The following is a 24,336-nucleotide window of genomic DNA, read 5'->3' on the forward strand; positions in this document are numbered from 1 at the left end:
CCCAGTGCCTGCAGTGTCTTGCGATCCAGCATGCCACCTCCCAACGGCCTGTCATTGCAGACTTCAGCATAGGAGGGCGACGATCTTCAGTCCCCGGAAATCTCCGATGAACCGAAAAAAAGCCCTGGTCGCTCGGCGCCAGGGCTTTGGGGAAACGAAGGTGACACCCGGCGTCAGCCGCCGGCCTTATTCCACTGCGCGATCTGTTGCGTGACGAAGGCGTTGAGCGAGTTGAGCTGGCCCACCATCGCGTCCATCGCGTTGTACTGCTTGAGGTAGCGGGTTTCGGCGCGGGCGGCGCGGTCGATCACCTTGTCCTGTTCCTTGGTGTTGCGCGTGACGGCCGCACGCAGCGATTCGGTGCGCGAGGTGAGCGTGCCGCTGGTGCCCGCAAACCCGTCGGCGAAGGTCTTGAGCTTCTCGCCGAAGCCTTGCGCAGTCGGGTCGGTGTGGTCGGCGTTGAAGAGGTTCTGCACGGCGTCGGGCTTGTCCAGCGCGGCGCCGAGCTTGGTGCTGTCGATGCTCATCTTGCCGCCCGACTTGATCTCGATGCCGATGTCGGCCAGCGTGGTGAATTCACCCCCGGGGGTGAACGAGCGCATCATGCCGCGCAGCGCGCCCTGCAGGCCCACCGCCGTGCTGTCGCCCTGCAGCGAGCCCGCGATCTTGGTGTCGGGGTTGTAGCCGGTGGTGCTGGTGAGCATGTCGTTGAGCGAGTTGTACGCGTCGACGAAGGACTGGATGGTCTTGGTCATCGCTTCCTTGTCGATGCTCACGGCGAGCTCGACCGGCGCGGTGGTGATCTGCGAGAACTGCAGCGTGATGCCGGGCAAGCCGTCCTTGTAGGTGTTGCTGGCCGATTCGATGTCGATGCCGTTGATGGTCGCCAGTGCGTTCGCACCGTGCGTGATCTGTACCCCGGAGGCCACGCCCGTCTGCACCGCCAGGCGTGAGAGACCATCGGTGGCCACGCCGTCGGCGTCGGTGACCTGCATCTCGAAGCCCATGGCCTCGCCGGTTTCCTTGGAGCGCATCAGCAGGCGTTCGCCCGACGCGTCGCGCAGCACCGTGGCGGTCACGCCCGCGCCGGCAGCGTTGATCTTGGCCGCGATCTGGGTGAGGGTGTCTTCGCCGTCCACGATCTCGATGTCCACCGCCGCCTTGTCGCCCGCGACGAACGCGCCCGAACTCCAGTCGCCCAGCGTGATCTTCAAACTGCCCGCGCCCATGGCCGTGTCCTTGGGCACCGCCACCGAGGCGGTGGACTGCGCCTTGGCCAGTTGCTGCACCTCGACCGACATGGCGGTGGGAGCGGTGCCGGCGGCCACGGTGATGCCCACGGCCGTGGCCAGCGACGAGCTGCCCTTCACGGCCTTGAAGGCGGTGGGATCGGCCAGCTTGGTGCCCAGTTCGCCGAGCGAATTCATCATCGACGTCAGCGTGCCGAAGACCGAGATCCGGCTCTGGAACTTGGTGGCCTGCGCCTGCAGCGGCACGAGCGGCGCGCGTTCGAGCGCGACCAGTTGCGAGACGATGCTGTCGATGGGAACGCCGCTGGCCAGGCCGGTGGAGGAAATGCCCATGTCAGTGCTCCTGTCCGGCGTGGCCGCGCGGTTGCGTGGTGGTGTTTGTCGTGTGCCGTTGTGTCATGTCATGGTGTCGGATGGATCAGGAGCGCAGCAGCGAGAGCACGCCTTGTGGCACCTGGTTGGCCTGCGCCACCATCGCGGTGCCGGCCTGTTGAAGAATCTGCGCCCGCGACAGGTTCGACGTTTCCTTGGCGAAGTCGGCGTCGACGATGCGGCCACGCGCGGCGGAGAGGTTCTCGGCCGTGATCTGGATGTTGGCCACGGCGTTTTCGAAGCGGCTTTGCAATGCACCCAGGTTGGCGCGCGAGCCGTTGACCGCGTTGATCGCGTTGTCGATCACCTTGAGCGCCAGCTGCGAGTCGCCGAAGCTGTTCACGTTGATGTCCGCGACGAACGAGTCCGCGGCGGCGGCGGTGACAGCCCCGGCACCGGTGGTGCCGGCGGCGAAGTTGCCGAAGTCTGCCGCCACGAGCGCGCGGTCGGAGAACACTTCGTAGCCGTCCATCACGCCCGCGGCGGTGAAGGTGGCGCGGGCGAACACGCCGGTGTCGCTGGACTTGGCGTTGATCGCGTCCACCATCTGGCCCGCGCGCTGGGCCAGCGTGGTGGCCTCGCCAATCGGGCCGAGGTTGACCGCGTTGCCGTTGGCGTCTTCGATGGACAACGGCGTGGCGCCGCCCGCGGGAATGGCCGCCAGCACGGCCGGTGCGACCGGTGTGGCGGGCGGCACGATCTTGGCCGTGGTATGCACCGCGGTCTGGCCCAGGGCGGTGGTGTTGGAGTTGACGATGCTGTCGATGGAAATGCCTTCGCCCGCGTTGGCGCCGATCTGGAAGGTGGCGTTGGCGAACGAGCCGTCGAGCAGGTTGGTGCTGTTGAACGACGTGGTCTTGGCCACGCGGTCGATTTCCTGGCGCAGTTGCGTGACTTCGGCGTTGAGAGCGGTGCGGTCGCCGCTGTTGTTCGAGGCGTTGGACGATTGCACGGCGAGTTCGCGCATGCGCTGCAGCATGTCGCCGACCTTGCCCAGCGCGCCTTCGGCGGTCTGCGCCAGCGAGATGCCGTCGTTGGCGTTGCGCGAGGCGACGTTGAGGCCGCGCACCTGCGTGTTCATGCGCTCGGAAATCGCGAGGCCGGCGGCGTCGTCCTTGGCGCTGTTGACGCGCAGGCCCGAGGACAGGCGCTGCATCGATGTGGCCAGCGAACTGGACGTGCTGCTCAGGTTGCGCTGAGCGTTCATCGACATCACGTTCGTGTTGATGGTGGTGGACATGGCTAACTCCTGTAAATGGGACCTGGAAAGTGAACCGGCTGGACGGGCCTTTCTGCCCACCGCCGCGTCGACCCTTTCGGGTCTCCACCGTCGCTGCTCGCCGCCCTTGCTGGGCCGGACGACGAACCCATTTGGAAGTTCGTTGAGTCAATTTCGGTGATGACTGGAGATTCTTGAGGTTTGAATGCAAGACAACGGGCGGATAAACCGGGCCGTTTGCCGTCTGTTCCTTGCTTTGCCTGGCGCGGGTTTGAGGCGTGGTTGGGCCTTTGGGGTGCTGTTGTTCGTGCAATGCGTCACGAAATGCCACCAGGTGAATGCCAAAGGTGTAGGAAGCAGGATGACAGACGGGTGGTGCACACCTGACAGCGCGCACAGCCATTTACCGATTCAAGTTTTTTTACCCATCGACACAATTGAACACATCGAGAAAGCACATGTAAGCACCCAGCCAACACGGCGACCCGCACTGACAGAAGGACCTTCATCATGGACAACGAACAAATCCTCGCCGAAATCCGCGAAGCCAATCTGACCTACCTCATGCTGGCGCAGAACCTGATTCGCAAGGACCGCGCCGAAGCGCTGTTCCGCCTGGGGATCACCGAAGAAGCCGCCGACCTGTTGGGCATGCTGTCCACCGCGCAGCTGCTCAAGATCGCGTCGAGCAACATGCTGCTGTGCCGCTTCCGCGTGGACGACGACCTGGTGTGGAACCTGCTCACCAGCCACAACGTGAAGAAGGTGGACAACACCACCACGACCCAACTGCACGCCAGCATCCTGATGGCCGGCAAGTTCGCCGAAAGCATGGCCACGACGGCGACGCACTGATTCCCTGTTACGTTTTCTTCTCTCTCCGTTACATCTCCAGGAGCCACCATGGCCGCAGGCAAAAGCATCCTCAACGAATCGCGCGACATCGAACGCGCGGTGGCCCTGATCCAGTTGGGCGCGCGCCTGCAGGTGCTGGAGTACGAAACCAGCCTGTCCTATGAGCGTCTGCTGCGCCTGTACAAGGAAGTCGCCGGCAAGTCGCCGTCCAAGGGACAGCTGCCGTTCTCGACCGACTGGTTCCTGACCTGGCAACCCAACATCCATTCGTCGCTGTTCCTCAACATCCACGAATACCTCTCCAAGACCAGCGAGCTCGAAGAGATCGACACGGTGATCAAGGCCTTCCGCCTGTACAGCGACCAGATGCAGGCGAGCGACATCGAGCCGCTGCTCTCCGTCACCCGCGCCTGGCGCCTGGTGAAGTTCGTCGACAACGGCATGCTCACGCTGACCAAGTGCTCCTGCTGCGGCGGCCACTTCGTGACCGAACCGTACGAGAACCGCCACTTCGTCTGCGGCCTGTGCCAGCCGCCAGCCCGCGCTGGCAAAGGCGCCGCCAGCGGCGGTCTGCGCCTGCACTGAACCTCTCTTCAGCCTCCAAACCTTGAAATGGACCCCGATGCGGGTCCATTTCGCGTTTATGGGTCCCCTCAATCGCCCCTAGAGTTGGTCGATAGAAAACACATCCCTCCAAGTCACGCGTGCGTTGGTGCGCCGCGTCCTCTTCCAGGCACAAGAACATGTTCGTCATCATCGGTTTCGTGGTTTCGATGCTTTGCATCTTTGGGGTGTTCATCCTCCACGGCGGCAACATCGGCGTGGTGCTCAAGGCCTTGCCCTTCGAGCTCACCACCATCATGGGCGCGGCCCTGGGCGCCTTCCTCATCAACAACCAGATGAAGGTGGTCAAGGCCTCGTTCAAAGGCCTGGCCATGTGCTTCAAGGGCAGCCGCTACACCAAGGCGCGCTACATGGAGCTGCTGGCCCTGTTGTTCGACATCCTGCAGAAAGCGCGCAAGGAAGGCCTGATGGCGATCGAGCAGGACGTGGAGAACCCGCACGAATCCGCGCTGTTCAAGAAGTACCCCGCCATCGCTGCCGACCACCACCTGGTTGAGTTCATCACCGACTACCTGCGCATGATGGTCTCGGGCAACCTCAACGCGCACGAGATCGAGTCCTTGATGGACGCGGAAATCGAAACCCACCACCAGGAAGCCCACGCGCCGGTGGCGGCGCTCGCGCGCCTGGCCGGCGGCCTGCCGGCGTTCGGCATCGTGGCCGCCGTGCTCGGTGTGGTGAACACCATGGGCTCGGTCGGCCAGCCACCCGCCGTGCTCGGCGCGATGATCGGTTCGGCCCTGGTGGGTACCTTCCTCGGCATCTTGCTGGCTTACGGCGTGTTCGAACCGCTCGGCGGTCTGCTGGACCAGAAGCTGGAAGAGGGCAGCAAGGAGCTGCTGTGCGTGAAGACCACGTTGCTCTCCAGCATGCAGGGCTATGCACCGCTGACCGCGATCGAGTTCGGGCGCAAGGTGCTGTTCGTGGACGTGCGACCGACCTTCATCGAACTCGAAAGCCACGTCAAGGGCAAGAAATGAAACCCCCCGTAGGAGCTCACCATGGCGGGTGACGGCAAAAAGCTTCAGCCAATCATCGTCAAGCGCATCAAGAAGGGCCGGCACGAGCCGCATGGTGGCGCCTGGAAGATCGCCTATGCCGACTTCGTGACCGCGATGATGGCGTTCTTCCTGCTCATGTGGCTGCTGGGCTCCACCGCCAAGGGCGAGCTGCAGGGCATCGCGAGCTATTTTCAGTCGCCGGTGAAGGTCTCGCTCATGGGCGGCCCCGGCACCGGCAACAGCAGCAGCATCCTGCCTGGCGGTGGGCGTGACCTGAGCAAGGCCTTCGGCCAGATGGACAGCGGCGATTCCGAGCGCGCGGCCAAGCTCATTGGCGCGCAGATGGCGCGCGCCGACCAGGCGCGCAAGGACGCCCAGCGCATGGACGCGCTCGAGCGCAAGATTTCCCACGTGATCGAGCGCAACCCCAAGCTCTCGGAATACGGCTCGCAGATCCAGCTGGAGAAGACGCCCGATGGCCTGCACATCCAGATCGTGGACCAGCAGAACCGGCCCATGTTCGACACCGGCAGCGCGCTGGTGAAACCGTACATGCGCGACATCCTGCGCGAGATCGGCGCAGCGCTGGGCGATGTGGAAAACCGCATCGGACTGGCCGGCCACACCGACGCCACGCCCTACGGCAGCGGCGAGCGCGGCTACAGCAACTGGGAACTCTCGGCCGACCGCGCCAACGCCTCGCGCCGCGAACTCGTGGCCGGCGGCCTGCCCGACGACAAGCTGCGCCGCGTGGAAGGCCTGGCGTCGAGCCGCCTGCTGCGCCCGGAATTGCCCACCGATCCGATCAACCGCCGCATCAGCATCGTGGTGATGACGCAGGAGGCCGAAGAACGCATGCTGCCGCAAGTGGCGCCCGCGCCCGTTGTCGCTCCGGTGCCGCCCGCGCTTCAGATTTCCGGCGAAGTGACGAAATCACCATCACAGCGCGGTGGCTGATGCGGCCGCTGCTTCATTCCTGATCCTTTCCTCCCACGGAGGCTTTCATGTCCACCCCGATGAAATTCCTGATCGTTGACGACTTCTCCACCATGCGCCGCATCGTGCGCAACCTGCTCAAGGAGATCGGTCACACCGACGCCGACGAGGCAGAAGACGGCGCGATCGCGCTGACCAAGCTGCGCAACGGCAGTTTCAATTTCGTCGTCTCCGACATCAACATGCCCAACATGAACGGCTTCGAGTTGCTGGCCGAGATCAAGAAGGACGAGAAGCTCAAGCACCTGCCGGTGCTGATGGTGACGGCCGAGGCGCGCAAGGAAGACATCGTGATGGCCGCGCAGAACGGCGCGGCGGGGTACATCGTCAAGCCCTTCACCAAGGCCACGCTGGAAGAGAAGCTCGCGAACATCTTCAAGAAGCTCGGCTTGTAAAAGGCGCACCATGAACGCTGAACAACAAAAGGACGAAGTCGCGGCGGGCAACCCGGACATGTTCCGCCAGCTCGGCTCGATCACCCGGCAACTGCACGAAGCCCTCAAGCAACTCGGCTACACCGACAAGCTCAAGGGCACGGTGGACCAGTTGCCCGACGCGCAGAGCCGCCTGTCGTACATCGCCCGCCTGACAGGCGAGGCCGCCGAGAAGGTGCTCAACCACGTGGACGAAGGCAAGGCCGAGCAGGCCCGCATTGCCGAGCGTGGCCGCCAGCTGGCCGACACCATCAAGCGCGTGCCGGGCCTGGCCCATGCGATGCCCGAACTGATGGAATGGTCCAACGACATCGTGGCCCTGAGCGAAAAGTCCGATGCGCGCCTGACCGACATCATGATGGCGCAGGATTTCCACGACCTCACCGGCCAGGTGATCGGCCGCGTGGTGCAGCTCGCGGGCACCATCGAAGAACAATTGCTCGGCCTGCTGCTGCAAGCGGCCCCGTCCGGCCAACCCGGCCAGGACAACGTGATCGTGGAGCCCGCGTTGGCGGGTCCGGTGGTCAGCCCGGAAGGCCGCACGGATGTGGTGAGCGATCAACAGCAGGTCGATGACCTGCTGGCATCCCTCGGTTTCTGACCCTCCCATACCTCCCAGGCGCGCGGATGCCGGTGTTCTGCGCAGCGGGGTAAAGGAGGAGACGGCACCAGCCGTCGGGGGACACCCGCGGAGCCGAGCCCCGGCAGCCGCGCGCCCGCGATGTGCACGCACGAAGCGCAACGCACAGAAGAAGAAAAGACCGGATTCACAGCGTCTTATCCCCCTTTAGTTTTTCCGCGCGGATTCCAGAATCGGATGCACCGATCGAGTGAACCCGCCACATGGACTCTTCTGCCCAGGACAAGAACTTACCCGCCACCGCGCAGCGCCTGAAGAAGGCCCGCGACGATGGCCAGGTGCCGCGTTCCAAAGACCTGTCCAACCTCGCGGTGCTGGGCGGCGGCGCCCTCGTGCTGGTGGCCCTGGCGCCCACCGGCTTCGAAAAACTGCGCAGCGCCCTGCAAGGCCAGCTGCGCTTTGACCACCAGTCCCTGCTCAAACCCGAACTGGCCACCGAGCGCCTGGTGGACGGCTTCGCACAGGGTCTCATGCTGTACCTGCCGCTGGGCGTGGCCGTGCTGGCCATCGTGCTGCTCACCGCGTTCGTCTCGGGCAGCTGGGCGCTGAGCACCAAGCCCCTCGTGCCGGACCTTAGCCGCCTCAACCCGCTCAAAGGCTTCGGGCGCCTGTTCAGCAAACAGCAACTGTTCGACACCGCGAAGCTGGCCGCCATCAGCGCCATCATCGGCGTCGTGGCCTGGCAGTTCATCGCCTCCCACGTCGAGCAGTTTGGCACGCTGGTGATGCAGCCGCTCGAATCCGGCCTGGGCCAGCTTGGCAGCTGGATGGTGCTGGGCGTGGGGCTGTTGCTGCTGGTGGTCGCGCTCGTGGCCATCATCGATTTTCCGGCGCAGAAGTTTTTGCATGCGCAGCGCATGAAGATGTCGCACCAGGAAGTGAAGGAAGAACACCGCCAGTCCGAAGGCGACCCCATGATGAAGGGCAAGCGCCGCCAGCGCGCGCGTGAAATGGCCCAGCGCAACAGCGTGGGCGCCGTGCCCAAGGCCGACCTGGTGGTGATGAACCCCACCCACTACGCCGTGGCCATCCGCTACGACGACGCCAGCATGAACGCGCCGCGCGTGATCGCCAAGGGTGCCGACCTGCTGGCCATGAAGATCCGCGACGTCGCCAAGGCCAACAAGGTGCCGGTGCTGCAGTCGCCCATGCTGGCGCGCGCGCTCTACGCCCACGCCGAGATCGACCAGGAGATCCCGTCCGCGCTGTACACGGCCGTGGCCCAGGTGCTGGCCTACGTGTACCAGCTCAAGTCGGCCATGAAAGGCCAGGGCGCCATGCCCGCTGAACCACCCGTGCCGGCCGTGCCGCCCGAGCTCGATCCGCACTTCAAGAAGACATCCGCCAAGGAGGCGACGGTATGAATCTGCAGCAACTGCAGCAATGGCTCAGCCGCAACGCGGGTTGGGCCGGTGGCCTGGCCGCGCCCATGCTGGTGATCACCATTTTGTCGATGATGGTGCTGCCGCTGCCACCCTGGCTGCTCGACACCTTCTTCACGCTCAACATCGCCATCGCGCTGATCGTGATGATGGTCGCGGCGTACATGAAGCGCCCGCTCGACTTCTCGGTGTTCCCCACCGTGCTGCTGCTCACCACGCTGCTGCGCCTGTCGCTCAACGTGGCCTCCACCCGCGTGGTGCTGCTCGAAGGCCACACCGGCCCGGGCGCGGCCGGTGCGGTGATCGAGGCCTTTGGCCACTTCCTGATCGGCGGCAACTTTGCGGTCGGTTTCATCGTGTTCGCGATCCTGGTCGTGATCAACTTCGTGGTGATCACCAAGGGTTCGGAGCGCATCGCCGAGGTGTCCGCGCGTTTCACGCTGGACGCCATGCCCGGCAAGCAGATGGCGATCGACGCCGACCTCAACGCCGGCCTGATCGACGAGAAGGAAGCCAAGCGCCGCCGCGCCGAAGTGGGCGATGAGGCCGAGTTCTTCGGCTCCATGGACGGTGCCTCCAAATTCGTGCGCGGCGATGCGATCGCCGGCATTCTGATCCTGTTCATCAACATCATCGGTGGCTTCATCATCGGTGTGCTGCAGCACGGCCTCTCGGCCGGCCAGGCGGCGGACAACTACATCCTGCTCGCCGTGGGCGACGCGCTGGTGGCACAGATTCCTTCGCTGCTGATCTCGGTGGCCGCGGCCATGGTGGTCTCGCGCGTGGGCAAGGACGAAGACCTCGGCGTGCAGGTGATGGAACAGATGTTCCTCTCGCCCAAGGTCATGGGCATCACCTCGGCCGTGCTGTTCATGCTGGGCGTCGTGCCGGGCATGCCGCACGCGGTGTTCCTGAGCTTTGCCGCCCTCACCGGTGGCCTGGCCTGGTGGCAGGCGCGCCGGCAAAGCAAGCCCGCGCCCGCACCGGAAGCACCGGCGCAGCAAGGCGATGGCGAAGCTTCGTGGGACGACCTGCAACCGGTCGACCTGCTCGGCCTGGAGCTGGGCTACCGCCTGATCGCGCTGGTCGACAAGACGCGCCAGGGCGACCTGCTCACCCGCATCAAGGGCGTGCGCAAGAAGTTCGCGCAGGAGGTGGGTTTCCTGCCCCCGGCCGTGCACGTGCGCGACAACCTGGAACTGCGCCCGGCGGGCTACCGCATCACCTTGCGCGGTGTCGTGGTGGGCGAGGGCGAGGTGTTCCCCGGCATGTTCCTGGCCATCGACCCGGGTGGCATCAACACCCCCCTGATCGGCACGCCCACCACCGACCCGGCGTTCGGCCTGCCCGCGCACTGGATCGAAGAAAAGCAGCGCGAGAACGCGCAAATGGCCGGTTTTACGGTGGTTGATTCCGAGACTGTGCTGGCCACGCATCTTTCACACTTGATGCAAGTCCAGGCCGCCAAGTTGCTGAGCCGGACGGAGACCCAGGACCTGGTTGAACACGTCACCCGCCTGGCCCCCAAACTGATCGAAGAAGTCGTGCCCAAAATGGTCCCCGTCGCCACCTTCCAGAAAGTTCTCCAGCTGCTGCTGGAAGAGTCTGTGCATGTGCGCGACATCCGCACCATCATCGAATCGCTGGCCGAGCACGCCGCCCACACCACCGACCCGACCGAACTCGCCCGCCGCGTGCGCATGGCGCTCTCGCCGGCCATCGTGCAGCAGATCTACGGCCCGGTGAAAGAACTGGAAGTGATCGCCATCGAACCCGGCCTGGAGCGCCTGCTGATGCAGGCTCTCTCGGGTGCCGCCAACGGCGCGCTCGACCCCGGCGTGGCCGAGATGCTGAGCAAATCCGCCACCGACATCGCCAACAAGCAGGAAGAAAAAGGCGTGCCCGCCTGCCTGCTGGTGCCCGACGCCATCCGCAATGCCATGTCCCGCCTGCTGCGCCGCGCCGCGCCGCGCTTGCAGGTGCTGGCGCACAGCGAAATTCCTGATACCCACCTGATCCGCATCGGACCGATCCTCGGAGAACTTGCAGCATGAACATCCAGCGCTTTACCGCCCCGACCTCGCGCGAAGCCATGAACAAGGCGCGCCGTGCCTTTGGCGACAGTGCCGTGATCCTCTCCACGCGTTCGAGCGCCGAGGGCTTTGAGGTGATGGCCGCGGCCGAAGAGAGCCTGGCCTCGCTGGCCGAACACGCCGCCGACACCGCCGCGCCCGCCGCCCGTGTCGCCCAGCGCGCGCAGACCGCGGCACCGGCCAGCGCCCCCGTCTCGGTGGCGAGCGACACCGAAGCCATGGCCATGAGCACGCTGTCGTTCCAGGACTATGTGCGCGAGCGCATGCTGCGCAAGCGCCGCGAAACCTTGCAAGGCACGGCGGCCCCCGCCGCCGAACCGGTGCGCCGCGCGCCACCGGTGCAGGCCGCGGCGCCGCAGCCCGCACCGCAACCCGTGGCAGCGCCCCGTGCCGAACCCATCACCATTCCGGTGCAACGCTTCAACGAGCCCGTGCGCACACGCCCCACACCGGCCTGGGAAGACTCGCAGCCCGCCACGCGCTTTGCCACCACCGACGACAACCGCATGGCGGTGGAACTCACCGCGCTCAAGGACATGATCGAAGAGCGCTTCAACACGCTGGCCTGGATCGGTTCGTCCAAGCAGGACCCGATCCAGTCCAACCTGATGCACAAGATGATCCGCGCCGGCTTCTCGCCCGCCATGTCGCGCGCCGTGCTCGAGCGCGTGCCCACCGACGCGGGCGCGGCCGAAGCGGTGCGCTGGCTGATGGACGTGATCACGCGCAACCTCAAGGTCGTGGCGCCGGGCGCCGGCCTGTGCGACGAGGGCGGTGTGGTCTCGCTGATCGGCGCCACCGGCGTGGGCAAGACCACGACGGCCGCCAAGCTGGCCGCGCAATGCGTCAAGCAATACGGCGCGGGCAGCGTCGGCATGATCACGCTCGACACCTACCGCGTCTCCGGCTTCGAACAGCTGCGCGCCTATGGCCGCATGCTCGGCGTCGTCGCCCACCTGGCGCACGACCGCGCCGCGCTCAAGGACCTGCTCAACCTGCTGGCCAACAAGCGCCTGGTCATCATCGACACCGCCGGCCTGGGCCAGCGCGACCAGCGCATCCAGGACATGCTCGACGTGCTCGACATTCCCCAGGTCAAGAAAACCCTGGTGCTCAACGCCGGCGCGCAAGGCGACACGCTCGACGAAGTGTTGACGTCGTTCAAGGCCAAGGCGCTGCACGGCGTGGTGCTCTCCAAGGTGGACGAGGCCGTGAAACTCGGCCCGGCGCTGGACGCGCTGGTCCGCCACCAGGTGACGGTGCGCGGCGTGGCCAATGGCCAGCGCGTGCCCGAAGACTGGCAGAACCCCGACGCCGCCGCGCTGGTGCGCCAGTCCATGGGCACGCAGGGCAAGTCGGCCTTCGACCCGCACAGCACCGACATGGGTTACTTCTTCGCGCAGGCTTCCAGCCGTGGCATCCACCTGGGGGCTTCGCATGTTTGAACCCGGCTTCGACCAGGCCGCCGGCTTGCGGGCCGAACCGCCCGTGGGCGGTGGGCCGGTGCTGATGCCGGTGGCCAGCCCGGCGCAGCCGGCACGCGGTTACGAATGGCTCTGCGCGCTCGCGGCCTGCCTCACGGCGGAAGGCCGCTCGGTCGCCATCGTCGATGGCACGGCCCACGAATCGCGCAGCAACGACCTCGGCCTCATGCGCGTGCTGCAAGACCCCTCCATCGCACACCTGGAACGCCCCGCCGATGGCACCGCCGACTGGCTCGTGATGCCCGGCGCGGCCGGCCTGCAGGCGCTGCAGGAAACGGCACGCACCGCCGGTGGCCAGAACGCGCTCTCGCGCCTGCTGGCCCCGTTCGCGGCGGGCGTCGTGGTGCTGCTGTTCGCCCCCGTCATCGCCTTGGCCGATCTGCTGCAGGACCTCGGCGTGCGCACGCTGGTGCCGGTGATCGAACAGCCGCAGGCCAGCATCGACGCCTACGGCGCGGTCAAGCTGCTGGACGCGGCCGGCGTGGTGCCGGTGCTTGCGCCCCTGTCCGCCTCGGGCGCGCCTGCCGCGCTGCAGACCGTGGTGAACAACGTGATCGACACCGCCCAACGCCACCTGCACCTGGCGCTGGACTGCTGGCCCGCGCGCAGCTGGGCCCAACGCGTGCAGGAAAGCGCGATCGAACGGCCATCGGCACGTGCGACGCGCCCCGCGCACGGCTACCACGAACGCTTCGCGCCCGCTGCGGCCCCTTCTCTCTGGAGCTGACGATGTACACCGCCAAAGGCACCCTCGACCGAGACGACCAGTTGCGCAAATACAGCCCGCTGGTGCGCCGCCTCGCCCACCACATGATCGCCAAGCTGCCGCCCAGCGTGGAGCTGGACGACCTGATCCAGGTCGGCATGATCGGCCTGACCGAAGCCATCGCGCGCTTCGAGCCCACACAGGGCGTGCAGTTCGAGACCTTCGCCAGCCAGCGCATTCGCGGCGCGATGATCGACGAATTGCGCGACGGCGACTGGATGTCGCGCGGCTCGCGCAAGAGCCAGAAGGACATCGAACAGGCCGTGAACCGCCTGCAGCAGAAGCTGCACCGCGTGCCACGGGAAAGTGAAATCGCCGCGGAGATGGGCATGGAACTGGCCGACTACCAGCACCTGCTGGCCAAGGTGCGGGGCACGCAACTCGTGTACCTGGAAGACATCAGCGGCAACGGCGGTGACGACGACGATGGTTTTCTCGACCGCCACATGGGCGACCACGAAGCCGACCCCTCGGCCGTGCTGCAGGACCACCGCATGCGCACCGCGCTGGTGGCCGCGATCAAGGTGCTGCCCGATCGCGAGCAGCAGATCATGTCGATGTACTACGAGCACGACATGAACCTGAAGGAAATCGCCGCGGTGCTCGGCGTGACCGAGTCGCGCATCTGCCAGCTGCACAGCCAGTCGATCGCGCGGCTGCGGGCGAAGCTGCGCGCGCATTAAGGGAACACCCCCCTGCGCCGCTGACGCGGCTTCCCCCCTCTGTTGCGCGCCTTCGGCGCTTCGAGGGGGGACGGTACCTTGGGCCGGCGGAGCCGGACCCTCGGTGCCTCTGGATCAAGACACGCGCGCCGGCCAGATCGCGCGCTTCGCCTGCGTTGCCGGTCGCGCTCCGGCTTGCATCAAATGCGCTTGAACAGCCCCGGATAGTCGAGCACCACGCCGTCCTCGTCCACCGGCAGATCCACCTCGAAACCGCTGCCGTCCAGGCTCTCGAAGCGGTAGAGGCGTTCGGCCAGACGCGTGTAGGCCTGCGGCTGCGGCTGCACCGTCAGCGCGGGAGCGGCCACCCAGGCCATGCGGAACTCCCGCCGTTCGCCCGCCGCCAGGGCCGCGCGTCGAATCGGAAAGCTGTTGGTGAACGGCGTGGGCCAGATGTCGATGTCCAGACAGCCATCGAGCTTCTCCAGCGCGTGGCCATCGCCATCGCGCCAATGCCCTTGGCTATCCGTGCGCAGCTGCAGCGACCGTGTGGCGCTGTCGGTCGCCAGCGTCAGGTCGGCCTCGCGCAATTGCCAGGCGCCGTTCCAGCGCAGTTGGTAGTGCAGGCGGAATGGGCCGACGATGTCGTCGACCGCGAGCACCACGGCGTCCGCCGCGTGGTCCGAGAGCAGCAGATGCTCCAGGCCCACGCCCTCATGCTCGGGGTTCCAGGTCGGTTGCCAGCAGAGGGTGCGCATGGCGCCTTGTCACCAGCCTGTCGGTTCAGAGCGCCCGCGTCGTCGCTGGCTTCACTTGGCCGGCGGGGTGGCCGCGGTGGCTGGCGCGGCGGCCGGAGGGTCCACCGGGTCCAGCAAACCTTTGGGTGGATTCCGTTTCATCTCATCGGCCAGGGTCAGCTGCTCGGGGCTCATGCATTCGTCGGCCAAGCGCGCGCCCAGCTTCTGGCTCATCAGCATGGACTTGTTGCCCAGCTGCAGCCACATGGCGCCGCGTTTCGGGTCTTCCAGACGGATGGCGCCGGTGCGGCTTTCCACCGGGTGCATGAAGTAGCCACCGCGCTGGTTCTTGACCCGGACGACGAAGAATCCTTGCCGCTTGGCGGCCGTGATCTGCACGGACGAACCCAGTTCGCAAGGAATGGTGCCGATGTACACCCGTTGCGCCACCGCCAGGGAGGCTTCGTTGAGGACCACGTCGGAGTCCTCTTCGATCGGCGTCAGTTCTTCCACGGCCTTGGCCGCGGAGCGGGCCAGCGGAGCGCGTTTGGTCGGCGCTTTCGCGGCCGGGGCGGGCTTGGCCGCGGGTTTTGCTGCCGGTTTGGGGGCGGGGGTCTGCGCCACGGCGGCGAGAGGCGCGAACGCCACGACGGCGCTCAGGGAGACAACGAGAGAGAGGATTTTCATGGGTTCACCCGGTGGGGTCCAAAACGGAACAGCGCTCAGTCTGCCGCACAACGGCGGGAAGGATGTTCGCAGATGTTTCGATCGCCGCCAGCCACGCACGGACATCGTGCTTCTCCTAATATGCGTTCCACTCCCCAACCCCTGATTCTCAAGAGGCGTTTCCTTGGTTTCCCTGCAAGACTGGCTGCTCTTCTCGGGCGCGGCGCTGTTGATCGCGCTCACGCCCGGCCCCAACATGGTCTACCTGCTCTCACGCTCGATCTGCCAGGGGCGGCGGGCGGGTGTGATCTCGCTGTTCGGTGTGGTGGCCGGGTTTCTGGTGCACATGTCCGCGGCGGCCGTCGGACTCTCGGCGCTCTTCATGGCCGTGCCCATGGCCTACGACGTGCTGAAGTGGGCCGGTGCGCTCTACCTGCTGTACCTCGCGTGGCAGGCCGTCAAGCCTGGTGCGCGCTCGCCTTTCGAGGCGCGCGACCTGCCGCAGGACTCACCGCGCAAACTGTTCGCGATGGGCTTTCTCACCAACCTGCTCAACCCCAAGATCGCGATGTTCTACCTGGCGATCTTCCCGCAGTTCGTCTCGCCCGAGCATGGCTCGGTGTTGGCGCAGAGCGTGGTGTTGGGCGTGACGCAGATCGTTCTTAGCTTCGGCGTCAACCTGAGCATCGCGCTGTCGGCCGCGCACCTGGCGCGGTGGTTCCAGCACAACCCGCGCTGGCTCGCGGTGCAGCGTTACGTGATGGGCGGCGTTCTGGCGGCGCTCGCGGTGCGGCTGGCCGCCGAACAGCGCCGCGTGGCCTGATCCGGGGCCATGCTCAAAGTCATCGCCCAGGATTTCATCCGCCCGGAATGTCTGGTGCAGGTTGAGCCACTGTACCGCGAACTGGTGGAGAAGACGCGGCAGGAGCCGCTGTGCATCACCTATGAACTCTGCGTCAACCAGAAGGACCCGGGGCACTTCATCTTCATGGAAGCCTGGCCCGACCGTGCCGCGCTGGACGCGCATTGCCAGACCGAGCACTTCCGCCGGCTGGTGCCGCAGATCGACCAGTACCAGCGCCAGGCCGGCACCTTTCTGTTGATGGACGTGGTGGCCTGAGCCCCGGCGGGGCCATGGCTCAACGCGCGGCGCGCGCGTAGCTCACCGTCAGCATTTCCCACTGGTGCCCATCGGGCTGGTTCCAGTAGACGATGCGCCCGCCGTGTTCGGTATCGACCTTCGAATCGACGGGGCCGTGCACCGCGCTGCGGTAGGGAATGCGCGCGGCCTGGAGGCGCGCGAGGATGGCGTCGAACTCGTCGTCGCCCACCCGAAAGGCGAAATGGATCTGGGGCACCGGCTCGGGCCACTCGTCGAAATCGAGCGTGAGGCCGTCGTTGACGTAGACCGGTGTAAACGCGCCGATGCCGCTGGACGACCATGGCACGCCGAGCAATTCGGCCAGTTGGCGCGCGGCGGCGAGCTTGTCGCGGGAGGGCACCAGCAGGTGGTCGAGCTGAGCGGGCATCGGAGGCTCCTGTGGAGGAACGGGTGGGTCGATGCTATGCCCGTTGGGCGCGCCGTCAAGCGCAGGGGAAATCAAAAGAAACGGCAACCGTCGGTGCAGGGCGGCGTGGGGCGTGTTCAGCCTTGCTGGCAGAGCGCGCCGGGGTGTTCCCAGCCGGCGCCGTTGCGCGGCCATTCGACCAGCACGCCTTCGTGGGTCTGTGCCACGACGCGGCCGTCGACGCGGTCCAGGCTGCCTTTGTGCAGGCGGTTGACGCGAACGCCGGCGGCGAACTGGGGCGTCTGGAAATAGGATTTGAGCAGGGCGATCATGCGGGTGGTCTCGGTAGAAGGGGATGTCAAAGGGCGGCGTCGTGCAAGCGTTGACCGCGCTGGGCGCGGTCCCATCGGCGTTGCATGTCCTCCAGCTGGTGGAGGCTCTTGGCGGTGCTGAGGTAGTCCTCCAGCCCGTCGGACGCGCCGGTGGTGGCGCGTTGGAAAAAGTGGCGGAGGGTGTGGGCCAGTCGGGTCCACAGCGATGTGGTGTGCGTGTTCATGGTGTTCATTTAAGGGTTAACCCGTATTTTCAAGGATGTGCGACTGAAACGGTCTGTTTATCAGAATGCCTAATGGCATATCAGGCGCACCCGTTCAAATGCGTTCGCCGACTTTTTTGACGGCAATAGACGTAAAAAAACCGGCAGATGCCGGTTTTTTGCTGCGAGAAGCGGGTTCTCAGGCAGAAAGGAAGCCACGTCCGACACCGCCCAGCGTGGACGGTTTGACCATTCGGCTGTAGGTCGGCTGGCGCTGCAGGGCCTGTTGGGGCAGCAGGCTGGCGACGGCGCGCTCGTTCTGGGCGTTGGTGCGCAGCACGGCCTGGCGCAGTTGCGCAAAACGTTGCGCGGCGCTCTGGGTGTCGCGGCGCAAGGCGCTGTCGGGGTTGGTGAAGTCTGGCGTTTTCGGCGCTTGCTGCAGCACGGCCTGCATGGCCGCGCTGGCGCGCTCCACGCCCGGCGCGTCGCCGCGCAGCAGGGCGGCTTCGAGCGCGTCGAGTTCGGCCTGCAACGATCCGATCCAGTGGTGGGTAGGGGTCGCTGCGGCTGTGGTCATGGCGTTTTTCGAAAGAGGTGGGCGTTCAGGCCCGGCCGCCGTTGAGCATTTCGGCGGCGTTGGCCAGCATCTTGTCGGCGATGGCTTCGGCGTTCACCTGGAACGTGCCGTTGGCGATCGCCTGCTTCATGGCTTCGACTTTTTCGGCGTTGAACACCTCGCTGCTGCCACCGGGGCCCATGGCCGAGACGGTGGAGGGCGACAGGGTCACGGTCACGCCCGCGGGCTGTGGCTTGACCGTGGCGGTCGGCTCGACGCCGGCCACGGGTTTGTCGGCGGCCTTCTGGGGGCCACCAGCCACGGAACCTATATAGGAATCGGGTGACGAATCGACTTTCATTTCACGCTCCAAACCCTGTTTTCAGGGTGATGTGTGAGAACTATCGACCCTGTGGGCAGGAACTTTAAGCATTTTTGTGATGGCATGTGGGCAATCCATCACAGCCGGCGGGCTCAGAGCGCCATCTCCACGCTCTGGTCTTCCTGCACCAGACCGCTGACCACCCGGCCGCCGGGCAGGCGGATGCGGGCGGATTGCCCGACCAGGCCGGCGGTGAGCGCCAGGCCGGTCACGGAAATGCTGAACCCGTTGCCGCCGCTGTTGACCCGCACCTGCGCGCCGGCATCAAAGGCTTTGGCGGGCCGCACCATGTTCTGGCGGATCGTCTGCCCCGGCGTGAGCGGAAAAGCCGTCTGTTGGCCGATCCACATCTCGGGCTTCGCCAGCACCGTCACCGGATGGGCCGCCCAATCCACTTCGGCCAGTTCGGCGTCTTCTTGAGCAAGGGTGGCGCCCGCGTCCACCGGCCGCTTGATCACCCAGGCCGGCCCGAATGCCTTGACGGTCACGGGCAGGTACACATTCCAGCGCGCGCCTTCCACGCAGCGCAGGCCGATGCGGCTGCGGCCCCACAGGCGCGAGCCGGGCGGCAGATGCGGTTCGACCTTGGCGCACGGCGCCAGGCGCAGGCGGCGGTCCAGCTCGCCCATGACCACTTCGGTGCGCAAGGGAAAACTGGCGTCGCTCGGCAGGGACGCGTCCAGCGTGGGCTGTAGCCATTCGCGGGCGGTTTTTTCCAGGTCGACCACCGCGCCGTTGTTCGCGTGCGCCACGCCCAGGCCCGACAGCAGCGCGGCCAGCACCCAGGCGCAGGCGGACAGCCAGTGCCGCAAGGTCTGTGTGGGGTGGCGCGAAAGCGTGGGGCGCATGGCGGACTCCGTTGAACGAATGGGGTGGTGCGCAAGGGCGCCGCGCGCCCATGGCTTCAGGGAAGCACTGTAGGCCGGCATCGGGCCGGACAAAGCGGGGAAATGGCTTGAAAAGCGGCGCTTGTTCCGCCCATTGCCAACCCTCAAGATTTTCATAATTCCTCCAACCCCTGGCGTCAGGGCCTTCTCAGGAGGCCCGGCGCCAGTCCCTCACACCTGGTTGGAGTTGCACATGCTTGAACAGATGACCGGCCGGCTGGACTTCCATGCCAATGCCTTGCTGTTGCGCTCGCAGCGCCAGCAAGTGATCGCCAGCAACATCGCCAACGCCGACACGCCGGGCTATGTGGCGCGCGACTTCGATTTCGCCGAGGCGCTCAAGAACGTGTCCGGCATGCAGGGCAGCGGCGCGGTGCAGGCCACGCACGCGCAACACATGCGCCTGGGCACCACCGACGCGCGCCACCCTGACATGGCCTACACGGTGCAGACCCAGCCGAGCCAGGACGGCAACTCGGTCGACCTCGACCGCGAGCGCGCCAACTTCGTGGACAACAGCGTGCGTTACGAGTCCACGCTGCGTTTCATCAATGGCCACGTCAAAACGATGCTCAGCGCCATCACCGGCCAATGAGCTGAAAGGAATCTGCCATGTCGATGTTCTCCATCTTCGGTGTCTCGGGCAGCGCGGTCAGCGCGCAGTCCCAGCGCCTCAACGTGGTGGCCAGCAACCTGGCCAACGCCGACGCGGTGGCCGGGCCCGACGGCCAGACCTACAAGGCGCGCCACATCCTGTTCCAGACCCAGCCCATGGGCGGCGACGGCAGCGCCGGCGTGAAGGTGCAGAACATCGTGGAGAGCGATGCACCCGGGCGCCGCGTGCACAACCCCACGCACCCCAGCGCCGACGCCGAAGGCTATGTGACGCACGCCAACGTGAACCCGGTCGAGGAGATGGTCAACATGATCTCGGCCTCGCGCTCGTACCAGAACAACGTCGAGGTCATGAACACGGCCAAGTCGCTGTTGCTCAAGACCCTGCAAATGGGGCAGTGAGCCCGACCCTCGGAAAGACCTGAACCATGTTCATGACCCCCATCGATCTCAGCAACCTCGGCACCGCCGTGGGCAGCACCACCGGCTCTTCGGCCAAGAACAGCATGGACCCGAAGGCGTCGCAGGACCGGTTCCTCAAGCTGCTGGTGGCGCAGCTGAACAACCAGGACCCGCTCAACCCGATGGACAACGCGCAGATGACGACCCAGATGGCGCAGATCAACACGGTCAGCGGCATCCAGGAACTCAACGCCACGCTCACCGGCATGGCCGCGCAGTTCAATTCGCTCACCGCGCTGCAAGGCACTTCGCTGATCGGCCGCGAGGCGCTTTTGCCCGGCGATCAGCTGACGTTCAAGAACGGCCAGGGCAAGGCGGCGTTCTCGCTCGACGCCAAGGCCACCGAGGTGAAGGTCGACATCATGGGCACCAACGGCGAGGTGCTGGGCACCGTCGACATGGGCGCGCTCGGCCCGGGCCTGCACGGCTTCAACTGGGACGCCGAAGGTCTCGACCCGGCCAAGGTCAAGGGCTTCAAGGTGCGCGCGCTCGACGGCACCACCAGCGTGGACTCGGTGGCGCTGCAGCGCATCTCGGTCGACTCGGTGAGCTTCTCCGGCGGCTCCATCTACATGCTGCTGCAAGACGGCACCACCCGCGCCTACAACGACGTGCTCGCGTTCATGTGAACGCCTGACGCGCCCCCCTTCACGACACACCGTTTCCCCCTCCAAAGGACATCACCATGGCATTCCAGCAAGGACTCTCCGGCCTGAACAGCGCCAGCCGCAACCTCGACGTGATCGGCCACAACATCGCCAACGCCAACACCGTGGGCATGAAAAGCTCGCGCGGCGAATTCGGCGAGCTCTACGCCAGCTCCGTCAACGCCGCCGGTGGTGTGAACTCGGGCATCGGTGTGGCGCTGACGACGGTGTCGCAACAGTTCACGCAGGGCAACATCTCCGTCACGGGCAACGACCTGGACGTGGCCATCAACGGCTCGGGCTTCTTCGAGCTGACCATGCCCAATGGCTCGGTGGCCTACAGCCGCGCCGGCATGTTCAAGCTCGACGCCGACGGCAACATCATCACCAACGGCGGCGCGAACCTGATGGGCTACCCGACCTCGCCCGACGGCACGCGCCTGAGCTTCGACACACAACCCCTGAAGCTGCCCACCGGCGGCCCGATCCCCGCGCGCCAGACCGCGAACATCGTCGCCGAGTTCAACCTCGACGCGCGCGTGCCGGTGGCATCCACGCAGACCCCGCCCACGCCGCTGTCCACCTACGGCACGTCGCTCATCGCCTACGACCCACAAGGCCTGGAAGTGCCGGTGTCGCTGAGCTTCGAGAAGATCGGCAACAACCAGTGGAACGTGTACACCGGTGTCAACGGCGCCGACCCGGCCTTGTCCACGCCCTTCGTGGTGAACTTCCTGCCCGATGGTTCGCTCGACCCGGCTTCCGTCATCCCGTCGCTCACGCTCACGTCGCCCAACGACCCGGCCGTGACCTTCAACGTCGACCTCGACTTCAGCGGCGCCACGCAATTCGGCACCAACTTCGCGGTCAGCGACCTGGACCAGGACGGCTACGCGCCGGGCCAGTTCCTCGGCCTGAAGATCGGCGAAGACGGCATGGTCACCGGCCAGTACTCCAACGGCGAAACCCGCGCCGCGGGCCAGATCGCGCTGGTGAACTTCCGCAACGCGCAAGGCCTGCAGCCCACCGGCGGCGGCAACTGGGCGGCCACGTTCACCTCGGGTGCGCCCTTGCACGGCGAACCCGGCACCGGCAACTTCGGCGCGCTGCGCTCGGGCGCACTGGAAGACTCCAACGTCGACATCACCGCCGAGCTGGTCAACATGATGACCGCGCAACGCACCTACCAGGCCAACGCGCAAACCATCAAGACGCAGGACCAGGTGCTCAGCACCCTCCTGAACATGCGCTGATCGATACGCTTGAGCTGAACGAAGGAGCCCCGCATGGACAAGATGATCTACACCGCGATGACGGGCGCGAATGCCGCGCAGTACCGCCAGCAGGTGTTGGCCAACAACCTGGCCAACGCGTCCACGCCGGGCTTTCGCGCCGAACTCTCCACCTTCCGCTCGGTGCCGGTGCGCGGCGATGGTGCGAGCACGCGCGTGTTCGCGCTCGAAGCCACGCCGGGCCATTCCGATCTGCCGGGTTCGGTCACCTCGACCGGGCGCAACCTCGACGTGGCCGCGCGCGACAACGCCTACTTCGCGGTGCAGGGGCTTGATGGCACCGAGGCCTACACGCGCGCCGGCGCGCTGGAAGTCAACGGCGACGGCACGCTCGTCAGCGGCCAGGGCCTGCCCATGCTGAGCGACGGCGGCCCGATCGTGATTCCCGATGGCGCGCGCGTGGACATCGCGTCCGACGGCACCGTGAGCACGCGCGTGGGCAACGAACCCTCGCAGACCGTGGGCCGCCTGAAGATGGTGATGCCCGACCAGGACAACCCGCTGCGCCGCAGCGAAGACGGCCTGTTCCGCAGCCCGCAAGGCGATGTGCTGCCGGCCAGCGATGTCGCGCGTCTGCAGGACGGCGCGCTCGAAGGCTCCAACGTCAACCCCATGGAAGCCATGATCGGAATGATCGCGGTGGGCCGCCAGTTCGAGGTGCAGATGCGCATGCTGCAGAACGGCGAGACGAACGACAAGACCGCCAGCCAGTTGCTGAGCATGAACGGCTGAACCGGCTGAACCCCTTTCCTTTGCGGAGCACCCCATGATCAATTCGCTGATGATTTCCAAGACCGGCATGCAGGCACAGCAGATGCAGCTGGACGTGATTTCCAACAACCTGGCCAACGTCTCCACCAACGGCTTCAAGCGCGCCAACGCCGTGTTCGAAGACCTGATGTACCAGAACCTGCGCCAGGTCGGCGCGAACACGGCCGAGCAGGCCGAGCTGCCCACGGGCCTGCAGGTGGGCCTGGGTGTGCGCACCGTGGCCACCTCGCGCAACTTCACGCAGGGCAGCCTGCAGCAGTCGGACAACGCGATGGACCTGGCCATCAACGGCAACGGTTTTTTCCAGGTCGAAATGCCCGACGGCACCACCGCCTACACGCGCGACGGCAGCTTCAAGGCCGACGCGCAAGGCCGCATCGTCACCAACAGCGGTTACCCGCTCACGGCCGGCATCACCGTGCCGGCCGAGGCGCAGAGCATCACCGTGTCCAGCGATGGCGTGGTCACGGTCAAGCTGCCCGGCAACCCCGCGCCGCAACAGATCGGCAACATCGAACTGGCCAGCTTCATCAACCCGGCCGGCCTGGAGCCGATGGGCCAGAACCTGTTCTCGGAGAGCCTGGCCTCGGGCAACCCGATCAACGGCGCGCCCAACTCCACCGGCATGGGCGGCGTCATGCAGGGCTACACCGAGGGTTCCAACGTCAACGTGGTGCAGGAGCTGGTGACCATGATCCAGACGCAGCGCGCGTACGAGATGAATTCGAAAGCCATTCAAACCTCGGACCAGATGCTGCAGCGTCTCAGTCAACTGTGAGCACGGCCATGCGCATTGCACTCATCCTGTCGTTGGCCGTTCTCGCCTCGGGCTGCGAGACGCTGCAGCGCACGCCCAAGGTGGACCTCATGCCCGCGCAGCCGGTGCAATACGTGCAGCAGCAGGCGCCCGCACTGGCCGCACCCGCCGTCACGCACGCGCCCACCGGCAGCCTGTTCCAGGCCGTGAGCTACCGGCCCGCGTTCGAAGACCCGCGCGCGCGCATGCCCGGCGACACACTCACGGTGCAGATCGTCGAGCGCATCAGCGCCACGCAGAAATCCTCGTCGTCGGTGGACCGCAGCGCCAACGCGTCGGCCGGCGTCTCGGCGCTGCCCTTCATCAAGCCGTCCAGCTCCTTGCTGGGCAAGCTCAACGTGGGCGCGAATTCGTCCAACACCTTCGAGGGCAGCGGCGAAACCGAGAACGCCAACAACTTCACGGGCTCCATCACCACCACGGTGCAGGAGGTGCTGCCCAACGGCCACCTGGTGGTGGTGGGCGAGAAACAGATCGGCGTGAACCAGAACGTGGACGTGCTGCGCTTCTCCGGCACGGTCGACCCCAGGCAGATCCGCCCGGGCAACGTGGTGGCCTCCACGCAGGTGGCCAACGTGCGCGTCGAATCGCGAGGACGCGGCCAGCAGAACGAAGCGCTTTCAATTGGCTGGTTGGCACGGTTCTTTTTGACCGTTCTCCCCTTCTGATGCCGGGGCATGATG

30 protein-coding genes are annotated in these 24,336 nt (G+C 66.0%); 20 read left to right on the forward strand and 10 right to left on the reverse strand.

Features of this window, described 5'->3' with window-relative positions; translation table 11 throughout:
* Window positions 1-173: 173 nt before the first annotated feature.
* Both fliD and FFS09_RS22730 read right to left on the reverse strand, forming a co-directional pair.
* Window positions 174-1,583: a flagellar filament capping protein FliD gene (gene fliD / locus FFS09_RS22725; protein ID WP_137921217.1), complete on the reverse strand. Its 1,410-nt coding sequence runs from the start codon at window positions 1,581-1,583 to the stop codon at window positions 174-176.
* A gap of 85 nt (window positions 1,584-1,668) precedes the next feature.
* The gene (locus FFS09_RS22730) at window positions 1,669-2,862 is read right to left on the reverse strand and encodes a flagellin (protein WP_137921218.1); all 1,194 of its coding nucleotides are present in this window, start codon (window positions 2,860-2,862) and stop codon (window positions 1,669-1,671) included.
* A gap of 489 nt (window positions 2,863-3,351) precedes the next feature.
* On the opposite strand from FFS09_RS22730, the gene flhD reads away from it, so the two are divergent.
* From flhD to FFS09_RS22785, 11 genes are all read left to right on the forward strand, one after another.
* Complete coding sequence (gene flhD, locus FFS09_RS22735; RefSeq protein ID WP_137921219.1) at window positions 3,352-3,696, forward strand: flagellar transcriptional regulator FlhD; 345 nt, start codon at window positions 3,352-3,354, stop codon at window positions 3,694-3,696.
* Between the two features lie 48 nt (window positions 3,697-3,744).
* Entirely contained in the window at window positions 3,745-4,281 is a 537-nt protein-coding gene (gene flhC / locus FFS09_RS22740; RefSeq protein ID WP_137921220.1) for a flagellar transcriptional regulator FlhC, read from the forward strand.
* 158 nt (window positions 4,282-4,439) lie between these two features.
* Window positions 4,440-5,300, forward strand: coding sequence for a flagellar motor stator protein MotA (gene motA / locus FFS09_RS22745; RefSeq protein ID WP_137921221.1), 861 nt, complete (start codon window positions 4,440-4,442; stop codon window positions 5,298-5,300).
* Between the two features lie 21 nt (window positions 5,301-5,321).
* On the forward strand, window positions 5,322-6,278 hold the full coding sequence (gene motB, locus FFS09_RS22750) for a flagellar motor protein MotB (protein WP_137921222.1): 957 nt from the start codon (window positions 5,322-5,324) through the stop codon (window positions 6,276-6,278).
* 47 nt (window positions 6,279-6,325) lie between these two features.
* Entirely contained in the window at window positions 6,326-6,712 is a 387-nt protein-coding gene (cheY, locus tag FFS09_RS22755) for a chemotaxis response regulator CheY (protein WP_137921223.1), read from the forward strand.
* A 10-nt stretch (window positions 6,713-6,722) separates the two neighbouring features.
* Entirely contained in the window at window positions 6,723-7,352 is a 630-nt protein-coding gene (locus FFS09_RS22760; RefSeq protein WP_171020143.1) for a protein phosphatase CheZ, read from the forward strand.
* Between the two features lie 242 nt (window positions 7,353-7,594).
* Window positions 7,595-8,755, forward strand: a complete 1,161-nt coding sequence (locus tag FFS09_RS22765) for an EscU/YscU/HrcU family type III secretion system export apparatus switch protein (protein WP_137921224.1) — start codon at window positions 7,595-7,597, stop codon at window positions 8,753-8,755.
* The gene (flhA, locus tag FFS09_RS22770) at window positions 8,752-10,827 is read left to right on the forward strand and encodes a flagellar biosynthesis protein FlhA (protein ID WP_137921225.1); all 2,076 of its coding nucleotides are present in this window, start codon (window positions 8,752-8,754) and stop codon (window positions 10,825-10,827) included. Before FFS09_RS22765 ends, flhA begins: the two co-directional genes overlap by 4 nt.
* Entirely contained in the window at window positions 10,824-12,311 is a 1,488-nt protein-coding gene (flhF, locus tag FFS09_RS22775) for a flagellar biosynthesis GTPase FlhF (RefSeq protein WP_137921226.1), read from the forward strand. Before flhA ends, flhF begins: the two co-directional genes overlap by 4 nt.
* Window positions 12,304-13,077, forward strand: a complete 774-nt coding sequence (locus FFS09_RS22780; RefSeq protein WP_137921227.1) for a hypothetical protein — start codon at window positions 12,304-12,306, stop codon at window positions 13,075-13,077. Before flhF ends, FFS09_RS22780 begins: the two co-directional genes overlap by 8 nt.
* Before the next feature lie 2 nt (window positions 13,078-13,079).
* Window positions 13,080-13,799, forward strand: a complete 720-nt coding sequence (locus tag FFS09_RS22785; protein ID WP_137921228.1) for an RNA polymerase sigma factor FliA — start codon at window positions 13,080-13,082, stop codon at window positions 13,797-13,799.
* 179 nt (window positions 13,800-13,978) lie between these two features.
* Here the strand turns inward: FFS09_RS22785 and FFS09_RS22790 are convergent, their stop codons facing one another.
* Together FFS09_RS22790 and FFS09_RS22795 are read right to left on the reverse strand one after the other, a co-directional pair.
* Window positions 13,979-14,536 carry a putative glycolipid-binding domain-containing protein gene (locus FFS09_RS22790; RefSeq protein ID WP_137921229.1) on the reverse strand — a complete coding sequence of 186 codons (558 nt, stop codon included), beginning with the start codon at window positions 14,534-14,536 and terminating at the stop codon, window positions 13,979-13,981.
* A gap of 51 nt (window positions 14,537-14,587) precedes the next feature.
* Window positions 14,588-15,202: a hypothetical protein gene (locus FFS09_RS22795; protein WP_137921230.1), complete on the reverse strand. Its 615-nt coding sequence runs from the start codon at window positions 15,200-15,202 to the stop codon at window positions 14,588-14,590.
* 163 nt (window positions 15,203-15,365) lie between these two features.
* On the opposite strand from FFS09_RS22795, the gene FFS09_RS22800 reads away from it, so the two are divergent.
* Both FFS09_RS22800 and FFS09_RS22805 read left to right on the forward strand, forming a co-directional pair.
* Window positions 15,366-16,004 (forward strand): LysE family translocator, encoded by a 639-nt coding sequence (locus FFS09_RS22800; RefSeq protein ID WP_137921231.1) that lies wholly within the window; start codon window positions 15,366-15,368, stop codon window positions 16,002-16,004.
* Window positions 16,005-16,013: 9 nt separating this feature from the next.
* Window positions 16,014-16,301 carry a putative quinol monooxygenase gene (locus tag FFS09_RS22805; protein WP_137921232.1) on the forward strand — a complete coding sequence of 96 codons (288 nt, stop codon included), beginning with the start codon at window positions 16,014-16,016 and terminating at the stop codon, window positions 16,299-16,301.
* Between the two features lie 19 nt (window positions 16,302-16,320).
* On the opposite strand, the gene FFS09_RS22810 is transcribed toward FFS09_RS22805, so the two are convergent.
* From FFS09_RS22810 to flgA, 6 genes are all read right to left on the reverse strand, one after another.
* Window positions 16,321-16,710, reverse strand: a complete 390-nt coding sequence (locus FFS09_RS22810; protein ID WP_137921233.1) for a VOC family protein — start codon at window positions 16,708-16,710, stop codon at window positions 16,321-16,323.
* A 116-nt stretch (window positions 16,711-16,826) separates the two neighbouring features.
* On the reverse strand, window positions 16,827-17,021 hold the full coding sequence (locus FFS09_RS22815) for a hypothetical protein (protein WP_137921234.1): 195 nt from the start codon (window positions 17,019-17,021) through the stop codon (window positions 16,827-16,829).
* Between the two features lie 26 nt (window positions 17,022-17,047).
* Window positions 17,048-17,245: a hypothetical protein gene (locus FFS09_RS22820; RefSeq protein WP_137921235.1), complete on the reverse strand. Its 198-nt coding sequence runs from the start codon at window positions 17,243-17,245 to the stop codon at window positions 17,048-17,050.
* 178 nt (window positions 17,246-17,423) lie between these two features.
* Window positions 17,424-17,801 (reverse strand): hypothetical protein, encoded by a 378-nt coding sequence (locus FFS09_RS22825; protein WP_137921236.1) that lies wholly within the window; start codon window positions 17,799-17,801, stop codon window positions 17,424-17,426.
* 25 nt (window positions 17,802-17,826) lie between these two features.
* Window positions 17,827-18,141 carry a flagellar biosynthesis anti-sigma factor FlgM gene (gene flgM, locus FFS09_RS22830; RefSeq protein WP_137921237.1) on the reverse strand — a complete coding sequence of 105 codons (315 nt, stop codon included), beginning with the start codon at window positions 18,139-18,141 and terminating at the stop codon, window positions 17,827-17,829.
* A 113-nt stretch (window positions 18,142-18,254) separates the two neighbouring features.
* Window positions 18,255-19,010 carry a flagellar basal body P-ring formation chaperone FlgA gene (gene flgA, locus FFS09_RS22835; protein ID WP_252374482.1) on the reverse strand — a complete coding sequence of 252 codons (756 nt, stop codon included), beginning with the start codon at window positions 19,008-19,010 and terminating at the stop codon, window positions 18,255-18,257.
* Window positions 19,011-19,242: 232 nt separating this feature from the next.
* Between flgA and flgB the strand changes: the two genes are divergently transcribed.
* From flgB to FFS09_RS22870, 7 genes are read left to right on the forward strand one after another with little or no spacing between them, the layout of a single operon-like run.
* On the forward strand, window positions 19,243-19,644 hold the full coding sequence (flgB, locus tag FFS09_RS22840) for a flagellar basal body rod protein FlgB (protein ID WP_137921238.1): 402 nt from the start codon (window positions 19,243-19,245) through the stop codon (window positions 19,642-19,644).
* Window positions 19,645-19,661: 17 nt separating this feature from the next.
* Window positions 19,662-20,066 carry a flagellar basal body rod protein FlgC gene (gene flgC / locus FFS09_RS22845; protein WP_137921239.1) on the forward strand — a complete coding sequence of 135 codons (405 nt, stop codon included), beginning with the start codon at window positions 19,662-19,664 and terminating at the stop codon, window positions 20,064-20,066.
* A 26-nt stretch (window positions 20,067-20,092) separates the two neighbouring features.
* A complete protein-coding gene (locus tag FFS09_RS22850; RefSeq protein WP_137921240.1) occupies window positions 20,093-20,755 on the forward strand; it encodes a flagellar hook assembly protein FlgD in 663 nt (220 codons plus the stop codon).
* Between the two features lie 56 nt (window positions 20,756-20,811).
* Window positions 20,812-22,026: a flagellar hook protein FlgE gene (gene flgE / locus FFS09_RS22855; protein WP_137921241.1), complete on the forward strand. Its 1,215-nt coding sequence runs from the start codon at window positions 20,812-20,814 to the stop codon at window positions 22,024-22,026.
* A gap of 33 nt (window positions 22,027-22,059) precedes the next feature.
* The gene (gene flgF / locus FFS09_RS22860; protein ID WP_137921242.1) at window positions 22,060-22,797 is read left to right on the forward strand and encodes a flagellar basal-body rod protein FlgF; all 738 of its coding nucleotides are present in this window, start codon (window positions 22,060-22,062) and stop codon (window positions 22,795-22,797) included.
* 34 nt (window positions 22,798-22,831) lie between these two features.
* Complete coding sequence (flgG, locus tag FFS09_RS22865; RefSeq protein ID WP_137921243.1) at window positions 22,832-23,614, forward strand: flagellar basal-body rod protein FlgG; 783 nt, start codon at window positions 22,832-22,834, stop codon at window positions 23,612-23,614.
* Window positions 23,615-23,622: 8 nt separating this feature from the next.
* Window positions 23,623-24,321, forward strand: coding sequence for a flagellar basal body L-ring protein FlgH (locus FFS09_RS22870; protein WP_171020145.1), 699 nt, complete (start codon window positions 23,623-23,625; stop codon window positions 24,319-24,321).
* Window positions 24,322-24,336 lie beyond the last annotated feature (15 nt).

This window comes from Hydrogenophaga sp. 2FB (assembly GCF_005503365.1).
Lineage (GTDB): Bacteria > Pseudomonadota > Gammaproteobacteria > Burkholderiales > Burkholderiaceae_C > Hydrogenophaga.